This is a genomic window from Nonomuraea candida (assembly GCF_000725485.1).
GTDB classification, from domain to species: domain Bacteria; phylum Actinomycetota; class Actinomycetes; order Streptosporangiales; family Streptosporangiaceae; genus Nonomuraea; species Nonomuraea candida.
Window position 1 is genome coordinate 1 of record NZ_JOAG01000009.1, and the last position, 15,069, is coordinate 15,069.

At 73.6% G+C, this 15,069-nt stretch carries 14 protein-coding genes and 1 pseudogene; 10 read left to right on the forward strand and 5 right to left on the reverse strand.

The features are described 5' to 3' along the window. Positions 1 to 217, reverse strand: a pseudogene (locus IO39_RS08315) (hypothetical protein); the annotation flags it as partial. Between the two features lie 183 nt (positions 218 to 400). Continuing rightward, positions 401 to 1,285, reverse strand: coding sequence for a LysR family transcriptional regulator (locus tag IO39_RS08320; protein WP_043618694.1), 885 nt, complete (start codon positions 1,283 to 1,285; stop codon positions 401 to 403). 115 nt (positions 1,286 to 1,400) lie between these two features. Here IO39_RS08320 and IO39_RS08325 point away from each other — a divergent pair, with 115 nt between their 5' ends. Next, positions 1,401 to 1,907: a cupin domain-containing protein gene (locus IO39_RS08325; RefSeq protein WP_043618696.1), complete on the forward strand. Its 507-nt coding sequence runs from the start codon at positions 1,401 to 1,403 to the stop codon at positions 1,905 to 1,907. Positions 1,908 to 1,952: 45 nt separating this feature from the next. Here IO39_RS08325 and IO39_RS08330 read toward each other — a convergent pair whose 3' ends face one another. Then, positions 1,953 to 2,438, reverse strand: coding sequence for a MarR family winged helix-turn-helix transcriptional regulator (locus IO39_RS08330; protein ID WP_043618699.1), 486 nt, complete (start codon positions 2,436 to 2,438; stop codon positions 1,953 to 1,955). A 195-nt stretch (positions 2,439 to 2,633) separates the two neighbouring features. On the opposite strand from IO39_RS08330, the gene IO39_RS08335 reads away from it, so the two are divergent. Beyond that, positions 2,634 to 4,067, forward strand: a complete 1,434-nt coding sequence (locus IO39_RS08335; RefSeq protein WP_084772494.1) for an FAD-binding oxidoreductase — start codon at positions 2,634 to 2,636, stop codon at positions 4,065 to 4,067. Between the two features lie 145 nt (positions 4,068 to 4,212). Here the strand turns inward: IO39_RS08335 and IO39_RS08340 are convergent, their stop codons facing one another. After that, positions 4,213 to 5,073 (reverse strand): alpha/beta fold hydrolase, encoded by an 861-nt coding sequence (locus IO39_RS08340; protein ID WP_043618702.1) that lies wholly within the window; start codon positions 5,071 to 5,073, stop codon positions 4,213 to 4,215. 270 nt (positions 5,074 to 5,343) lie between these two features. Between IO39_RS08340 and IO39_RS50385 the strand changes: the two genes are divergently transcribed. Next, positions 5,344 to 6,567: a phosphotransferase gene (locus tag IO39_RS50385; protein WP_052422600.1), complete on the forward strand. Its 1,224-nt coding sequence runs from the start codon at positions 5,344 to 5,346 to the stop codon at positions 6,565 to 6,567. 76 nt (positions 6,568 to 6,643) lie between these two features. Here IO39_RS50385 and IO39_RS08345 read toward each other — a convergent pair whose 3' ends face one another. Continuing rightward, on the reverse strand, positions 6,644 to 7,936 hold the full coding sequence (locus tag IO39_RS08345; RefSeq protein ID WP_084772498.1) for a serine hydrolase domain-containing protein: 1,293 nt from the start codon (positions 7,934 to 7,936) through the stop codon (positions 6,644 to 6,646). A gap of 223 nt (positions 7,937 to 8,159) precedes the next feature. On the opposite strand from IO39_RS08345, the gene IO39_RS08350 reads away from it, so the two are divergent. From IO39_RS08350 to IO39_RS08380, 7 genes are all read left to right on the forward strand, one after another. Then, complete coding sequence (locus IO39_RS08350) at positions 8,160 to 9,182, forward strand: LacI family DNA-binding transcriptional regulator (RefSeq protein ID WP_043618705.1); 1,023 nt, start codon at positions 8,160 to 8,162, stop codon at positions 9,180 to 9,182. A gap of 233 nt (positions 9,183 to 9,415) precedes the next feature. After that, positions 9,416 to 10,507 (forward strand): Gfo/Idh/MocA family protein, encoded by a 1,092-nt coding sequence (locus tag IO39_RS08355; protein WP_043618710.1) that lies wholly within the window; start codon positions 9,416 to 9,418, stop codon positions 10,505 to 10,507. Then, positions 10,504 to 11,409, forward strand: a complete 906-nt coding sequence (locus IO39_RS08360) for a DUF6807 domain-containing protein (protein ID WP_043618713.1) — start codon at positions 10,504 to 10,506, stop codon at positions 11,407 to 11,409. The genes IO39_RS08355 and IO39_RS08360 overlap by 4 nt, the downstream gene beginning before the upstream one ends. After that, on the forward strand, positions 11,406 to 12,254 hold the full coding sequence (locus tag IO39_RS08365) for a cupin domain-containing protein (protein WP_084772502.1): 849 nt from the start codon (positions 11,406 to 11,408) through the stop codon (positions 12,252 to 12,254). Before IO39_RS08360 ends, IO39_RS08365 begins: the two co-directional genes overlap by 4 nt. A 303-nt stretch (positions 12,255 to 12,557) precedes the next feature. After that, positions 12,558 to 13,676: a LacI family DNA-binding transcriptional regulator gene (locus IO39_RS08370; RefSeq protein WP_063765235.1), complete on the forward strand. Its 1,119-nt coding sequence runs from the start codon at positions 12,558 to 12,560 to the stop codon at positions 13,674 to 13,676. Further along, positions 13,658 to 14,389 (forward strand): class I SAM-dependent methyltransferase, encoded by a 732-nt coding sequence (locus IO39_RS08375; protein ID WP_043618716.1) that lies wholly within the window; start codon positions 13,658 to 13,660, stop codon positions 14,387 to 14,389. Before IO39_RS08370 ends, IO39_RS08375 begins: the two co-directional genes overlap by 19 nt. A 370-nt stretch (positions 14,390 to 14,759) precedes the next feature. After that, positions 14,760 to 14,948, forward strand: coding sequence for a hypothetical protein (locus IO39_RS08380; RefSeq protein WP_157548036.1), 189 nt, complete (start codon positions 14,760 to 14,762; stop codon positions 14,946 to 14,948). Positions 14,949 to 15,069 lie beyond the last annotated feature (121 nt).

Below are 15,069 nucleotides of genomic sequence, written 5' to 3' on the forward strand. Positions count from 1 at the left end.
TGGTGAACACCTTCCCGTGCGAGCCCCACGTCCTGCCGAAGGTGTAGGCCTTGCGGTCGCCGGAGAAGAACTTCCCCCAGCTCGTGGCGTGGGCGGTGGTGGTGGCGGTGGCGGCCGTCCGCGTGGCCGTGGCGGCCTGGGCGGCGGCCGGGCTCAGGGCCAGGCCGGTGACGGCGATCGAGCCGGCGAGAGCGGCGATCGCGAAGGTCTTGCGCATTTTCGGGTTCCTCCCCCTGGTCGGTGCTGCCGGGTTTCGTCCGGCAGCAGGGACATTACGGAGACCGCAAGCGATCAACTGTGGAGGAATGCACACACCGGACGTGATCAGCGACACACCGGACGGGCAGGGCCCGTACCCTCGCCCGGGTCGCCGGCGCGATCGCGGACCGCCGCCACCTGGTCAAAGCCGTGTGTCGGAGGTCAGGGCGATGGCTTCGAGGAGCTGGCGTACGCCCGGTGCGGGCGGGCCTGGGGATACGGCCAGCGAGGTGATCAGCGCCGGCGCGGCCAGGGTGCGGATGGCCACCCGGGGCAGCGAAGGCAGCTCGGTGACCTGGTAGAAGACCGTCCAGGACGGCGCGCTTGAGCCGATGGCGGTGAGCGTGTCCAGCAAGGCGGTGAACGGTGGCCCGGGCAGCGGCTCGGCCCCGGCCTCCCGCATCGCCGAGACGATCAGGTCGTGGAAGGGCGGGTTGTGATCACGGGGGGCGAGCCGCAAGGGAAGATCGGCCAGCTGCTCCACCCGGAGAACGGGCTCCGCCGCGAGCGGATGGCTCGCCGGCAGCGCGACGAGCAGCGGGTCGCTCCAGAGGGGCAGCAGCTCCACCTGCGGCGCCCTGGTGAGAGCGCGGACGAAGGCCGCGTCCAGTTCCCCGGATTGCACGGCCGCCAGCCGTTCGACCAGGCTGAGGCGGTGCAGCCGGACCTGGAGCCCGGGCGCGATGGCCGCCAGCTCGCTCAGCAGGCGATGGATGCGGTCACCCGGCCCCTGCACCGTGCCCAGGTGCAGGACGCCCTTCTCGCCCGCGACGATGTCGGCCGCCGCCTGGCGGATGCGATGGGTGGCGGCCAGCACGGCGCGCGCCTCGGGCAGCAGCAGCTCCCCGGCGTTGGACAGCCGCACCTGCCGGGTGGAGCGGTCGAACAAGGTCACACCCAGCTCGCGTTCCAGCCGGGCGATCTGCTGGCTGATCGCGGCCTGTACGATGTGCAGCCGCTCGGCGGCCCGGCTGAAGCCACCCTCCTCGGCCACCGCCACGAAGTACTGCAACTGCCGCAGCTCCACGCACCCTCCTGCGACCTATCACGATCCGTGATCGCTGCCTGTGCCAAACGCTCCTGGTTGCCGCGTTCTTCCCGCGCTCCAATGGATGCCGGATCTCACGACAAGGGAGCTGATCATGTCCTCTTTCACCGGCCCGCTGGTCCTGGAAGCGAACGACGCCGAGTATGTGACGCTGCCGGGTGGCGGCGGATTCCAGCTGCTGGCCGATGCCGGCGCCACCGGTGGCGCGCTCGGAGCCAATCGTCTCCTTCTCGGCAAGGGCGCCGACGGCGCACGGCCGCATCACCATGCGCTGTCGACGGAGCTGTTCTACGTGCTCGACGGCACGGTGGAGTTCCTCATCGACGGCCTGCTGAGCACCGTGAGCCGTGGCGGGCTGGTGGTGATCCCGCCCCGCACGCCGCACGCCTTCGGCGCCACGCCCGATGCCCCGGCCGACCTGCTGGTCGTCCTGACTCCAGGCGTCGACCGCTTCGGCTACTTCCGCGCTCTGGGACGTATCCAGCACGGTCTGGAGCCGTTCGACAGCCTGCTTCCCCTGCAGGAGCACTACGACGTGCACTTCCTCGACGACCCGGCCTGGGCCGCCGCCCGGTCTCGGCACGGAGAGCAGGCCCGATGACCGCGCCCGCCTCAGAGCCTCAGAGCCGCCGCCGGGTCGTCCTCGTCAGCTCGGCGCCGTTGGCCGCGCCCCTTGGTGGCGCTTGTCGCCGTGGCGCTCGACCAGGCGGGTGAGCAGGTCGATCAGGCTCTGCCGGTCGGCCGCGGACAGCGGGGAGAGGTATTCGTCCTGGGCCGCGGCGATGAGCCGATCAAGGTCGGCGAGGTGCCCGCGGCCCGCCGGGGTGATGGTGATGATGTTGCGGCGGCGGTCTTCCAGGTCGGGCGCGCGATCGAGGAACCGCCGCTCGGCGAGGTCGTTGACGGTCGTCACCATGTCGCTGCGATCGATCCCGGTGCGGCGCCCGAGGGCGGCCTGGCTGGCCGGGCCGTACTCCTCCAGGGTGGCGAGCAGGGCGTAGTGGTAGCGCCGGGCGCCGGCCTGGGCGAGCGCCTGGTCCACGAGCCGGTTGGCGATCAATGCCGCGCCGTTCGTCAACCGGCTCGGCAGCGTGCGCAGCCGCTCCGGCAGCGGCCCCTCGGGAGTGTCCACGAGCCGAATCTAGCAAATTGTTGGCAGGACCCACGACTGTCTGTATTGTTGGTCGCACCAACGTTTGAAGCCGGATAGTGGCGGAGCCGGCCGTGGCGGCCGTGAGCCCGCTGCGCGACGCGTGGATGCCGGGCCCTCCGCCGCCCGCCGGAACCGGTGACGAGACGACCTCCTTCGAGAAGGCGCAACAGTGACATGCCCGAAAGGCAGATGATCGACATGTCCCCTACGACATCAACGACCGACCTGGCCGGCCTGCGCGAGCAGATCCGGGGGCGCACGCTCCACCCCGGTGACGAGGGTTTCGCCGAGGCCTGCTCCGGCTGGCTGCTGACGGTCGAGCACCACCCCGCGGTGGTCGTGCTGGCCGCCGACGCCGATGACGTGGCCGCCGCCGTCCGGTTCGCCGCGCGGACGGGACGCCCGGTCGCGGTGCAGTCGACCGGGCACGGCAAGTCGGTGCCCGCGGACGGAGCCGTGTTCATCGCCACCGAACGGCTACGCGAGCTGTCGGTGGACCCGGGCGCCCGCACTGCGCGGATCGGCGCCGGTCTGTCGTGGGGCGAGGCGGTCGCCGCGGCGGCCGAGCACGGCCTCGCGCCGCTGTGCGGCTCCTCCGGCCAGGTCGGGGTGATGGGCTACCTGACCGGCGGCGGGCTGCCGCTGACCGCGCGCACGTACGGCTTCGCCGCCGGCCACGTCCGCGCGCTCGACGTCGTCACCGCCGATGGCCTGCTCCGGACCGTCTCGCCCACCCGGGAGCCCGACCTGTTCTGGGCGGTGCGGGGCGGCAAGAGCAACTTCGGCGTCGTGGTCGCGGCCGAGATCGACCTGCTGCCGCTGCGCACCGTCTACGGCGGCGAGCTCTGGTACCCGGGAGAGGACCCCCGTCACGCCGCCCACGTTCTCGGCTCCTATCTGGCCTGGGCCGGAGAGCAGCCGGAGGAGATGTCGTCCTCGGTGACCCTGATGCGCCTGCCCGATGCGCCGCAACTGCCCGAGGAGTTCCGGGGCCGGTCGTTCGTGCAGATCCGGGTGGTCCACACCGGGGGCGAGGAGCAGGGCGCGCGGCTGGTGGAGCCGTTGCGCGCGCTCGGGCCGGAGAAGGACACCTGTGCCGCACTGCCGTACACGCAGATCACCGAGATCTACCGGGATCCCAAGAATCCGGTCTCGGTGCACCTGCGCGGCGCGTTGCTGCGCGAGCTGGACGACGAGGCGGTGAAGGAGCTGGTCTCGTTCATCGACCCGGCGAACCCCGCGGGCCCGTTCCCCGGGATGGAGCTGCGTCACCTGGGCGGGGCGCTGGACCGGCCGCCCGCCCGCCCGCACGCGGTCAGCACTCAGGGCGCGGCCTTCCACCTGTGGCTGCGGATGCCGGCGCCCGCCGGGCGCGCCGAGGAGGCGCGCACGGCGGCCGACGAGGTGCTGGAGCGGCTCGGGCGGTGGGACACCGGCGCCATGCTCCCGGGATTCCTGTTCGACCACGACTCGGCTCCCGAGCGGGTCAGGCGCGCCTACACCGAGGCCGACTACCAGCGGCTGGCCACGCTGAAGGCGGCCTACGACCCGCACCAGCTCTTCCGCGTCAACCACAACATCCCGCCGTCGGCTCACGCCACTTCCTGACGCGGCCGCGAACGCCGTCACCACCACCACCGTCGTCATCACCGCCGTCACCACCGCCGGCGATCCGCCGCGCACCCGCGCACCGCCGCGCACCCGCGCACCGCCGCGCACCCGCGCACCGCCGCGCACCCGCGCACCGCCGGGCTCACGGGCGGAGGAACGCCAGCAGCGACCGCGCCAGGTCGTCCGGGGCCTCCTCGGCCATGTGGTGGCCGCTGCCGATCGCGTGGCCGGTCACGTCGTCGGCCCACGTGCGCCAGATCGCCAGCGGATCGCCATAGAGGTCCTCCATGTCGTCCTCGGTCGACCAGAGGAACAGGGTCGGGCAGGTGACGCGCCGGCCCGCGCGCCGGTCGGCGTCGTCGGCCGCGCGGTCCACGGTCAGGCCGGCGCGGTAGTCCTCGCACATCGCGTGGACGGTCTCCGGGTCGTGGATGGCCCGGTGGTAGTCCTCGTAAGCCTCCTGGCCCATGTGTTCGGCGGTCGCCATGTACCAGGCGTCGGGGTCGGCGTTGATGACCCGCTCGGCGGGCTTGGCGGTCTGGCCGAGGAAGAACCAGTGCCACCAGGCCGAGGCGAACCTCGCGTCGGCGCGGGCCAGTGCCTCTCCGATGGGGATGCCGTCCATCACGACCAGGCGGGTGACGGCGCCGGGATGGTCGGCGGCGAGGCGGTGGGCGACGTACGCGCCGCGGTCGTGACCCGCCACGGCGAAGCGGTCGTGGCCCAGCCTCCGCATGAGGGTGACCATGTCACCGGCCATGGCGCGTTTGGAGTAGGGCGTGTGATCGGGGGTGGTGGGCGGCTTGCCCGAGCGGCCGTAGCCGCGCAGGTCGGGGCAGACCACCGTGTGGTGCGGGGCGAGGAGCGGGGCGACGCGGTGCCAGGTCGCGTGCGTACGGGGATGGCCGTGCAGGAGCAGGAGCGGGGTCCCGGAGCCGCCGTGCCGGACGTAGAGCTCCGTCTCGCCCACGTCGATCATTTCGGTTGCGAAGTCGTCGAACATCCGCCGCTTCTACCCGGGCCCGGTGTCGATCAACGCGGCCGGCGCCGGGGCCTGCCCCGTGCCGCCGAAACCGTACGAGCCCGGCTCCTGGCCGGAGCCCCGGCCCTCGACCCCCGCCCCCGCCCTCGGTCTCGGTCTCGGCCCTCGGTCTCGGCCGGGTCTTCCCGGATCCGCGTCACGGGCGGAGGCTGGGGGCACGCGGCAGAGGCCGACGGGATGCGGTGCGGCCGGCGAGGGCGCGGTGAGGCCGAGGGTGCGGGAGGTGGCCGCGTGGGGGAGAGGCTGGTGGCGTACGCGCGGGAGGCGTACGGGTGGGGTGACGACGTCGTGGTGCGCGCGGGGAGCAGGGGCGCGCTGGGGCAGGTCTGGCGGGTGGAGGCGGGGACGGCGTCATACGCGCTCAAGGAGCTCTTCGGCGAGCCGCCGGCGGCGGCGCTCGTCGAGGCCGAGCTGGCGTTCGCGCGGCGGGCGGCCGGCGCGGGGGTACGGCTGCCCCGCAGCCACCCCGACCGCCACGGCCGCCACCTGGTGCGCACGCCGGACGGGACGTGGCTGCGCCTGTACGACTGGATCGACCTGCGCCCGGTCGACCTGACGGCGCCGGCCACCCCGGCCCGGCTCGGCGCCCTGCTCGCCCGGCTCCACCGCTGCGCCCCGCCGGCGACGACCGAGCTGGACGGCACGCCGCCCGGCTCCGGTGGGGCGAGGTCCGCGCCCGGCGGTGTGACGGCCACTCCCGGCGGCACGGAGCCCGGTTGCGAGGGCGTGATGCCCGTGCGTGGCGTTCCGGCGGGCGAGGCGGGTGGGGAGGGGAGTGATCCCTGGTATCACCGTGCTCCCGATCCGGGGGCGTGGGAGGCGGCGGTGACGGCCGGGGCGGCGGCGGGCCTCGGATGGCCGGCGCGGTTGCGGGAGCGGCTGGCCGACCTGCCCGAGCTGTGCGCCCTGACCACCGCGCCCGACGCCGGCGAGCTGATCGTCTGCCACCGGGACCTGCACCCCGAGAACGTGCTCAGCCGCCCCGCCGACCCCGCCGACCCCGCCGACCCCGCCGACCCCGCCGACCCTGACGACCCTGGCCGGCCCGCCGCCCCCGACCCCGCCGACCCTGACCCCGTTGACCCCGCCGACCCCGTCGGCCCGCTGGTGGTCGTGGACTGGGACCGCCTCGGGCCCGCGACGCCGGGGCGGGAGCTGGCCCGCGCCCTGTTCGACTGGTTCTGCGACCCCGTGCCCGACCTGGACGCCATGCGCCGCATGTACGAGGCGTACCTCGCGGAGGGCGGCCCCGGCCGGATCCTGCGCCCGGCGGACTTCACGATGCTGGTCGCGTCCCGCCTGAACTTCCTGCTGGCCCAGACGCGCGTCGCGACCGATCCGCGCGCCGAGCCGCGCCACCGGGCGTGGGCCGAGCGCGAGATCGACGAGGCGCTGCGCATCCTGCCGGCACCCCGGCACCTCACCGCCGCCCTGCCTGCCCTGACCAGGGGATGAGACCGGCCGAACAGCCGATCCCGGCCCTCGTCCGCATCCCGCTCCAGACCCGTGCCCCGGTTCCGGAGGGGTGTGGTCAGCGCTTGACGCTCAGGCGGTCCACGGCGAACGGGGTGAACGACGGCTGCGCCGCCTTGGCCCGCGGCATGCTCATGCCGCACAGCCCCAGCGCGAGGTACTCGATGGTGGCCTGGTCGATCGGGCTCATCACCGGCAGGCCGTTCTCGTCGAGACTCTGGTACTTGGTGCGGTTGACGCCCATGGAGAGCTGCCGGTTGCCGTCCTCGCTGGTGTAGGAGTCCGTGCCCATGCCGAACACGCTGCCGCTGTGCCCCCAGAACCGCCCGCACGGCAGGTCGCTGGCGTAGATGCCGAGCCCGTACGACGGCGACACCCCCAGCACCGGCACGGTCTTCTGCATCTCGGCCAGCTCCGCCGGGCCGAGCAGTTCGCCGCGCAGCAGCACCCGGTAGAAGCGGTTGATGTCGTCCATCGTGGACACCACCGCGCCCGCCGTGCTGATCCACGACATGTTGTAGACGCTGTAGTCCTTGGGCGGGTCGATGTAGCCGAACATCGACTCGTACGCCTTGGAGTGCGGGCCGGGGATGTGCGGCGTGCGCGGGAAGGACGTGTGCCGCAGGCCCGCCTTGCGGATGACGTTGCGGGTGATGTGCCGCTCGGCGTTCTCGCCCGTCACCTTCTCCAGAAGCAGCCCGGCCAGCAGGTAGTTGGTGTTGGAGTAGATTCCCGGCGTGGCGCCGGGCTCGCCGGTCGGCGCGGCGTCCAGGCCCATCCGCACCAGCTCCTCGCGGGTGAAGGTGCGGAACCGGTTGTCGTCCAGGCTCTCGAACGTGCCCTGCAGCAGCGAGGGGAAGGCCGGGCCCACGTGGTCGGCGATGTGGCTCGTGTGGTTGAGCAGCATCCGTACGGTGATCTTCTCACCGCGCTCGCCGGGCACCAGGTCGGGCAGGTAGCGGCCGATGGGGGCGTCCAGCTCGATCGTGCCGCGGGCGACCTGCTGGAGCACGGCCACCGCGGTGAACGTCTTGGTGATGCTGCCGACCCGGTGCGACATGCCGCTGTGCACGGGGCGGCGGTTGTCCACGTCCGCCACGCCGGAGGCGCCCCGCCAGTCCTGCGCGCCGTCGCGCACGGCGGAGTAGATGCCGTACATGCCGGCCTCGTGCACGGCGTTCAGCGACTGCCGCAGCGCCTGCCGGTCGAGCCCGGTGGCCTGCGCGGCGGCCTGCGCGGTGGCCTGCGCGGTGTCCCGCGGGGCGGCGGCCTGGGCCGGGGCCGCGGCGAACAGCACGCCGAGGGTGAGGGCGGCGGCAGTGGCGCTCTTTCCCAATGTCCGGATATTCATGGCGCAAGCATGCGGGAAACAAGGGCGCGGGAGTCAGTCGTGAGTGTCATCAGGTCCGCATGACAGGAGTCATGATCGACGCCGCGGAAAATGCCGGCGCGCCGTCCCGCATTTTCCGCCGGGGGAAAACCGGCGGCGGGCGGCGCGGCACCGGGAAATGACAGTATTCTGCACTGCCGGACGTTTATCCGGCCGGTCCGGCTCTGCGGAAGGGAAACAGCCGATGCCCCACGCGGCGAGGCCCACGGTCACGCTGCACGATGTGGCCGCGGCGGCCGGCGTCTCGGTCGCCACCGCGTCCCGGGTGCTCGGCGGCAGCGCCAGGAAGGTCGCGCCCGAGTACGAAGCCCGCGTGCTGGCCGCGGCGGCGGCCCTGCGCTACACGGTGGACGCCTCGGCCCGGGCGATGCGGCGGGCCGGCGACTCGATCGCGCTCGTGACCGACGACCTGACGACCCCGTCGATGGGCGTCGTGGTGGCCGCGATGGAGCGCGAGGCCCGTACGGCCGGGGCGTTCGTCACGGTGTCGTCCACCATGGCCGCCCCCGAGCGGCAGGCCGAGACCGTGCGCGTGCTGCGGTCGCTGCGCCCGCGCGCGCTCGTGCTCACGTCGAGCCGGCGGCTGGACGACGAGCGGCTGGCGAAGGAGCTCACCGCGTACGAGCGGGAGGGCGGGCGGGTGGTGATCGTCGGTCACACGGAGCTGGCCTTCGACTCGATCGTCCTCGACAGCCAGGGCGCCGGACGGTTGATGGGCGCCTTCGTCGCCGAGACCGGGCACCGCCGGGTGGCGATTCTGACGGGCGGCCCGGAGCTGCGCAACATGGCCGAGCGCACGGCCGGATTCGTCGCGGGATTGCGCGCCGGAGGCGTCGGCGAGGGCGAAATACGGGTCATTCGCTGCCCGGTCAGCAGGCAGGGCGGATTCGCCGCGGCGCGGAAACTGGCGGACGCCGGAATGGACGGTGTGGAGGCGGTTCTCGCCACCAACGACACCATGGCGATCGGCGCTTTGTCGGGGTTTCGCGAGGCCGGTCTGAGCGTGCCCGGCGACGTTTCCGTGACGGGGGTCGACGACATTCCGCTCGCCCGCGACGTGACGCCGCGGCTGACGACGGTGGCGCTGCCGCTCGCCCGCTACGGCGTGGAGGCGATGCGCTTCGCGCTGTCCAAGCAGGACACCCCGCGGCGCCTGCTCCTGGAGGGCCGGCTGATCGTCCGCGACAGCACCCGCACCCGCCGATAGCCCGGGGGGCGGCGGCGACATCACGTCCGGGGCGTGACCCGGTCGCGGCGCACCCGCGCCCGGTGCGTCAGTGGCCGGTGGTTCCCTCGCGGCACTCTTGACGCTCGCGTCACCGCCATGCAGACTGCGGAATACGTTTTCCCGCAACCGTCCACCCCTCGCCTCTTCGTCAGGACGGAGCCGCAGGCCGACCTCCACGGCGCTCCGACCCCCACCTCTCACGAAGGAACACCTTGTCTCAACGCACATACCGGGCCGCGATCATCGGCACCGGCGGGATCGCCCACGCCCACGCGGGGGCCGTGCAGGCGTCCGGCGGCCGGGCCGAGATCGTGGCCGTGGCCGACGTGGACGCCGGGCGGGCGCGCGAGTTCGCCGACAAGTACGGCGTGCCGCACGCGTACACGAGCACCGAGGAGCTGCTGGGCGCGGAGGAGCCGGACATCGCGCACCTGTGCACCCCGCCCGCGCTGCACGCCCCGCTCGCCCTCGCCTGCCTGGAGGCCGGGGTGACGGCGCTGGTGGAGAAGCCACCGACGCTCTCGCTCGCCGAGTTCGACACGCTGATCGCGGCCGAGGCCCGCTCGACCGCGCACGTCGCGACCGTGCTGCAGCACCGCTTCGGCGCCGGCGCGATCCGGCTGCGGCGGCTGACGGGCTCCGGCGCGCTCGGCCGGCCGCTGCTGGCCACCTGCCTCACCCAGTGGTACCGCGACGAGGCGTACTACGCGGTGCCGTGGCGCGGCACCTGGGAGTCCGAGGGCGGCGGCCCCACGATGGGGCACGGCATCCACCAGTTCGACCTGCTGCTGTCGGTGCTCGGCCCCTGGTCCGAGGTGACGGCCGTGGCCACGCGCCGGGCGCGCCCGGTGGAGACCGAGGACGTGTCGATGGCGCTGGTGACGTTCGAGAGCGGCGCGGTCGCCACCGTCGTCAACTCGGTCGTGTCCCCCCGCCAGACCTCCGAGCTGCGCTTCGACTACGAGCGCGCCACGGTCGAGGTCGAGCACCTGTACGGCTACACCGACGACGACTGGACCGTCACCCCCGCCCCCGGCCAGGACGACGTCACCGCCCTGTGGGCGACCGGCCCCAGTGGCGGCTCCAGCGGGCACACCGGCTGGTTCGCGGCCGTGCTCGACGCGCTCGACGCCGGCCAGGCCCCGCCCGTCACCGCCACCGACACCCGCCGCACGATGGAGTTCATCGCCGCCCTGTACGCCTCCGCCTTCACCGGCGAGCGCGTACGGGCCGGGCAGATCGGCGCCGACCACCCGTTCGCCCGCCGCATGGACGGCTCGGGCGCCCCCTGGAGGACCGCGTGACCCTGCACGTCACCCACCGGCTCGACTACTCGGTCGCCGTCGCGGCCGGCGACGCCGAGCTGTTCACCTACGTCTACCGCCCCGGCACGCCGGTGCTGGAGTCGCCCAAGCCGTACCTGCACCCGATCCGCACCCGGGGCGGCCGGCTCGTGTCGTTGTACCGGCCGCACGACCACGTCTGGCACAAGGGCATCGCCTGGTCGCTGCCGCACGTGGGCGAGCACAACTTCTGGGGCGGGCCGACGTACGTGCACGGCCGGTCGTACGTGCAGCTCGACAACAACGGCAGCGCCACGCACCGCGAGCTGACCACGCTGGCCGCCACCGGCGACCGGGCCACCATCGGGCACACCCTCGACTGGACCTCCCAGGCCGGCGCGCCCGTCATCGCGGAGCGGCGCGCCCTGACCGCCACCCTGGTGGACGACGACACCTGGGCGCTGGTCTTCGAGACCGAGATGACGAACGTCTCCGGCGCCACCATCGACTTCGGCTCCCCGACCACCAAGGGCCGCGAGAACGCCGGCTACGGCGGCCTGTTCTGGCGCGGCCCCCGCTCGTTCACCGACGGGATCATCCAGTCCCCGGACGGCGCGGGCGGCGACGAGCTGCGCGGCACGCGCGCCGAGTGGTTCGGCTTCCGCGGCCGGCACGACGAGACCGGCGACCACTCGACGATCGTCATCGTGGACGACACCGCCAACCCCCGGCACCCGCCGCAGTGGTTCGCCCGCACCGAGCAGTTCGCCTGCCTGAACCCGGCGCCGTTCTTCAGCGAGGAGCTGCCGCTGCCCGACGGCGAGACCCTCCGCTTCCGGTACGCGGTCGTCGTCGCCGACGGCGACCGCGGCGAGGACGGCTCGGCGCTGCTGGCCGACCAGGGCAGGACGGCACTGGCATGACACTCCCGCCGGACGTGCCCGCCGGCGCCGGCACGGTTTTCCCGGGCGGCACGGTGTTCCCCGGTGGCACGGTGTTCCCCGGTGGCACGGTGTTCCCCGGCGGCACGTCGGTGAGCCGGCTCACGGTCTACACCGGCGCCTGCGCCGACGGGCTCGAAGGCGGCACGCCGCACCTGCACACGGCCTCCACGGAGGCGTACGTGGTGATCGGCGGGCGCGGCGCCCTCCAGACGCTCGACGTGCACGGCCTGCGCGAGACCGAGCTGCGGCCGGGCACGACCGTCTGGTTCACGCCCGGCACCATCCACCGCGCGGTCAACCGGGGCGGCCTGGAAGTCGTGGTGATCATGTCGAACGCCGGGCTGCCGGAGGCGGGTGACGCCGTCATGACGTTCCCGCCCGAGGTGGTGTCCGACCCGGAGCGCTACCGGCAGGCCGCCACGCTCCCGGTCGCCGGGGGCTCGGTCGCCGGGGTTTCGGGGGCCGGTGTCTCGGGGGCCGGCGGCTCGGGGACGGTCGAGGAGGCGGTCGCGCGGCGGCGGGAGCTGGCCGTGGAAGGCTTCCTGCGGCTGGCCGAGGAGGGCCCGGAGGCGTTGCGGCGCTTCTACGACAGCGCGGTGGCGCTCGTACGGCCCAAGGTGGCGCGCTGGCGGGAGCTGTGGGAGGGCACGGTCGCCCAGGAGACCCGCCGCACCGCCGGGGTGCTCGACGCCCTGGAACGCGGGGACGGCACGCACCTCCTGCGCTCCGCCCTGATGGAGAGCCCGCCGGAGGAGCGATGGGGGATGTGCGGGCGCCTGCGCGCCCACGACGTCACCCACCCCGTCATCCACACCCCCGACTGATGCCCACCACACCGACTCTCACCCCGTCACGGGCGCTCACCTTGTCCCGGGCGCTCACCCCGTCACGGGCGCTCACCTTGTCCCGGGCGCTCACCCCGTCACGGGCGCTCACCCCGTCATGGGCGCTCACCCCGTCATGGGCGCTCACCCCGTCATGGGCGCTCGCCCCGTCACGGGCGCTCACCTCGTCAGGGTGCGCACCGGCCGCCGGTTCTCGTCCTCGGCCGGCTCCGGTGTTCACCCCCGGCCAGGAGGAGCGGCGACGTGCTGTGAGCGGATCATCTCGGTGACACAATGACCGCCATGGACGACGGGCTCGCTGATCCCACCGGGGCGGGGGCGGCGGCCCCGACGCTGCACGACGTCGCCCGGGAGGCGGGCGTCTCGGTCGCCACCGCCTCCCGCGCGCTCAACGGCAGCTCCCGCAACGTCAGGGCGGAGAACGTCACCAGGGTCCGCGAGGCGGCGGCCCGGCTCGGCTACCAGCCCCACCTGTCGGCGCAGGCCATCGCCAAGGGCTCGACCAGGACCGTCGCGCTCGTGGTGCGCGACGTGGCCGACCCGTACTTCTCCTCCATCGCCGCCGGGGTCACCCAGGCGGCGGAGGCGGCCGGGCTCATCGTCACCATGGCGGTGGCCGGCGACTCACCGGAACGCGAGCTGCAGATCGTCCGCACCCTCAGAGGCCGCCGTCCGCGCGTCATCATCGTGACCGGCAGCCGCATCGACGGCGCGGGCACCAGGGAAGCGCTGATCGACGAGCTGCGGGAGTACCGCACGGCGGGCGGCCGGGTCGTCCTGATCAGCCAGCGCGACCTGCCGTTCGGCACCGTCACGATCGACGACCACGGCGGGTCGGCCGCCCTGGCCCGCGCGCTGCTCGGCGCGGGCTACCGCCGCTTCGCCGTCTTCCACGCCCCGCCCGCGCTGCGCACCTCCCGCGACCGCCACGAGGGCTTCCTGTCCGGCCTGGCGGGCGCGGACGTCCCCGAGCCGCTCGCCGTCGAGACCGGCTTCACCCGCACGGGCGGCTACGAGGCGGCGCGGCGGCTGGTGGAGCGGGGGTTCGAGGACGTGGAGGCGGTGTTCGCGGTCAACGACGTGATGGCGATCGGCGCGATGACGGCCTTCCGCGACGCCGGCGTGATCCCGGGGCGGGACATCGGGGTGGCGGGCTTCGACGACATCGCCTCGACGAGGGACGTCGTGCCCGCGCTGACCACGGTCGCGGTGCCGCTCCACGAGGCCGGGCTCAGCGCGATGCGCCTGGCCCTGTCCGACGGCGAACCCCTTCCCACCGCCCTCCCTGCCACCGTCGTCCTCCGCGCCAGCACCCCACCCCGACCCCACCATGACCTAAAGGTGATGCGGGGTGTCACCGCGATGGGGCACGATCACCTGCCATGGACTTCGAGGCACTGATCCACGAGGCGCTGGCCACCCCGTTCGAGGGCTGGGACTTCTCCCTCTTCCGAGATCGCCTCACCTACGACGGCGGCCTGCCGTGGGACTACGAGCGGCTCGTGCGTGACCGCCTCCCGCACGCCGCGTCCCTCCTGGACCTGGGCACGGGGGGAGGTGAGCTGCTGGCCTCGTTCGCCCCGCTGCCGCCCCGCACCGCGGCGACCGAGGGTTATCCGCCGAACCTCCCGGTGGCCCGCGCCCGCCTGGAGCCCCTGGGCGTGGAGGCGGTCGAGGACCCGGGCACGCTCCCCGACGCCGCCTTCGGCCTGATCGTCAACCGGCACGAGGCGTGCGACCCGGCCGTGCTCCGCCGGCTCCTGGCCCCCGGCGGCACGTACCTCACCCAGCAGGTGGGCGGCCGCGACCTGGAGGAGCTCAACGCCGCTCTGGACGGACCGGCGCACGAGGACCGCGCCTGGGACCTGGCCACGGCGCGGTCGGCCCTGGAGGAGGCCGGCCTGAAGGTCACCTGGAGCCAGGAGGGCACCTTCACCACCGCCTTCCACGACGTCGGCGCGCTCGTGCTGTTCCTGCGCGTCATCTCCTGGCAGATCCCGGACTTCGACGTCACCCGGTACGAGCGCCGCCTGCGCGCCCTGCACGAGTCGATGGAACGCGGTCACCCCCTCAAGGCCACCGCCCACCGCTTCGCCCTCACGGCCACCCGCTGACACCGCCCCTGCCCCGCCGCGCGGCGGAAACGGCTCCGCTGCCCGGTGGAACGGCCGTGGCCTCCGATAAAAACTGTCCTGGCGCTCGCCGTGACGGCTCAGCCTTCATGGACCCCGGCACCCGCGTGCCGGACCGCTCGCCCCCCGCGTTCGTCCGGCACGAAGGGCGCGGTGGATGGTCTGGCGGGCAGGGTTTGTAGCACCGAGGTCAAAGGATCGACCTCCGTGTGGAGGGTTTCCTTACCGGTTGCCTTCTTCAACCGGTGGCCGAGGCGCCCGCCGTGATGGAAGGCTGCCCGCAACCGCCCCGGTCCTCCTGCGAACGGGTGACCGGGGCGGAGTCCGCAATGCACCGGAAGGAGTGCTGCTGATGACACAAGACGCCAGCCGCGTCGAGGCGAAGCGGATCAACGACCACGTGGAGCTCATCCACGTGGACAACCCGGACACGGTGCTGGAGGTTCCACGCCGCGACTGGGAAGCGTTCACCGCGGCCGTCAAGTCGGGCGCGTTCGACCTCGAGACGCTCAACCGGCAGGCCGAGGAGAACGCGGCCTGACCCTCCGCAGCACACGGGCGCCCGTCCCCCACAAGGGGGCGGGCGCCTCCGCCTGTACGGCGTCCGTCTCCCGTACGCGGTCCTGACGGTGCCCGCGAACCGGACGGAGGGCATGTGTCCG

Bases quoted from the DNA above. Each gene is read 5' to 3' on its own strand.
- IO39_RS08340 (WP_043618702.1), bottom strand. From the start codon at position 5,073: ATGTTCGACGACTTCGCAACCGAAATGATCGACGTGGGCGAGACGGAG.
- IO39_RS08345 (WP_084772498.1), bottom strand. From the start codon at position 7,936: ATGAATATCCGGACATTGGGAAAGAGCGCCACTGCCGCCGCCCTCACC.
- IO39_RS08370 (WP_063765235.1), top strand. From the start codon at position 12,558: ATGGACGACGGGCTCGCTGATCCCACCGGGGCGGGGGCGGCGGCCCCG.
- IO39_RS08335 (WP_084772494.1), top strand. From the start codon at position 2,634: ATGCCCGAAAGGCAGATGATCGACATGTCCCCTACGACATCAACGACC.
- IO39_RS08350 (WP_043618705.1), top strand. From the start codon at position 8,160: ATGCCCCACGCGGCGAGGCCCACGGTCACGCTGCACGATGTGGCCGCG.
- IO39_RS08365 (WP_084772502.1), top strand. From the start codon at position 11,406: ATGACACTCCCGCCGGACGTGCCCGCCGGCGCCGGCACGGTTTTCCCG.
- IO39_RS08325 (WP_043618696.1), top strand. From the start codon at position 1,401: ATGTCCTCTTTCACCGGCCCGCTGGTCCTGGAAGCGAACGACGCCGAG.
- IO39_RS08375 (WP_043618716.1), top strand. From the start codon at position 13,658: ATGGACTTCGAGGCACTGATCCACGAGGCGCTGGCCACCCCGTTCGAG.
- IO39_RS08380 (WP_157548036.1), top strand. From the start codon at position 14,760: ATGACACAAGACGCCAGCCGCGTCGAGGCGAAGCGGATCAACGACCAC.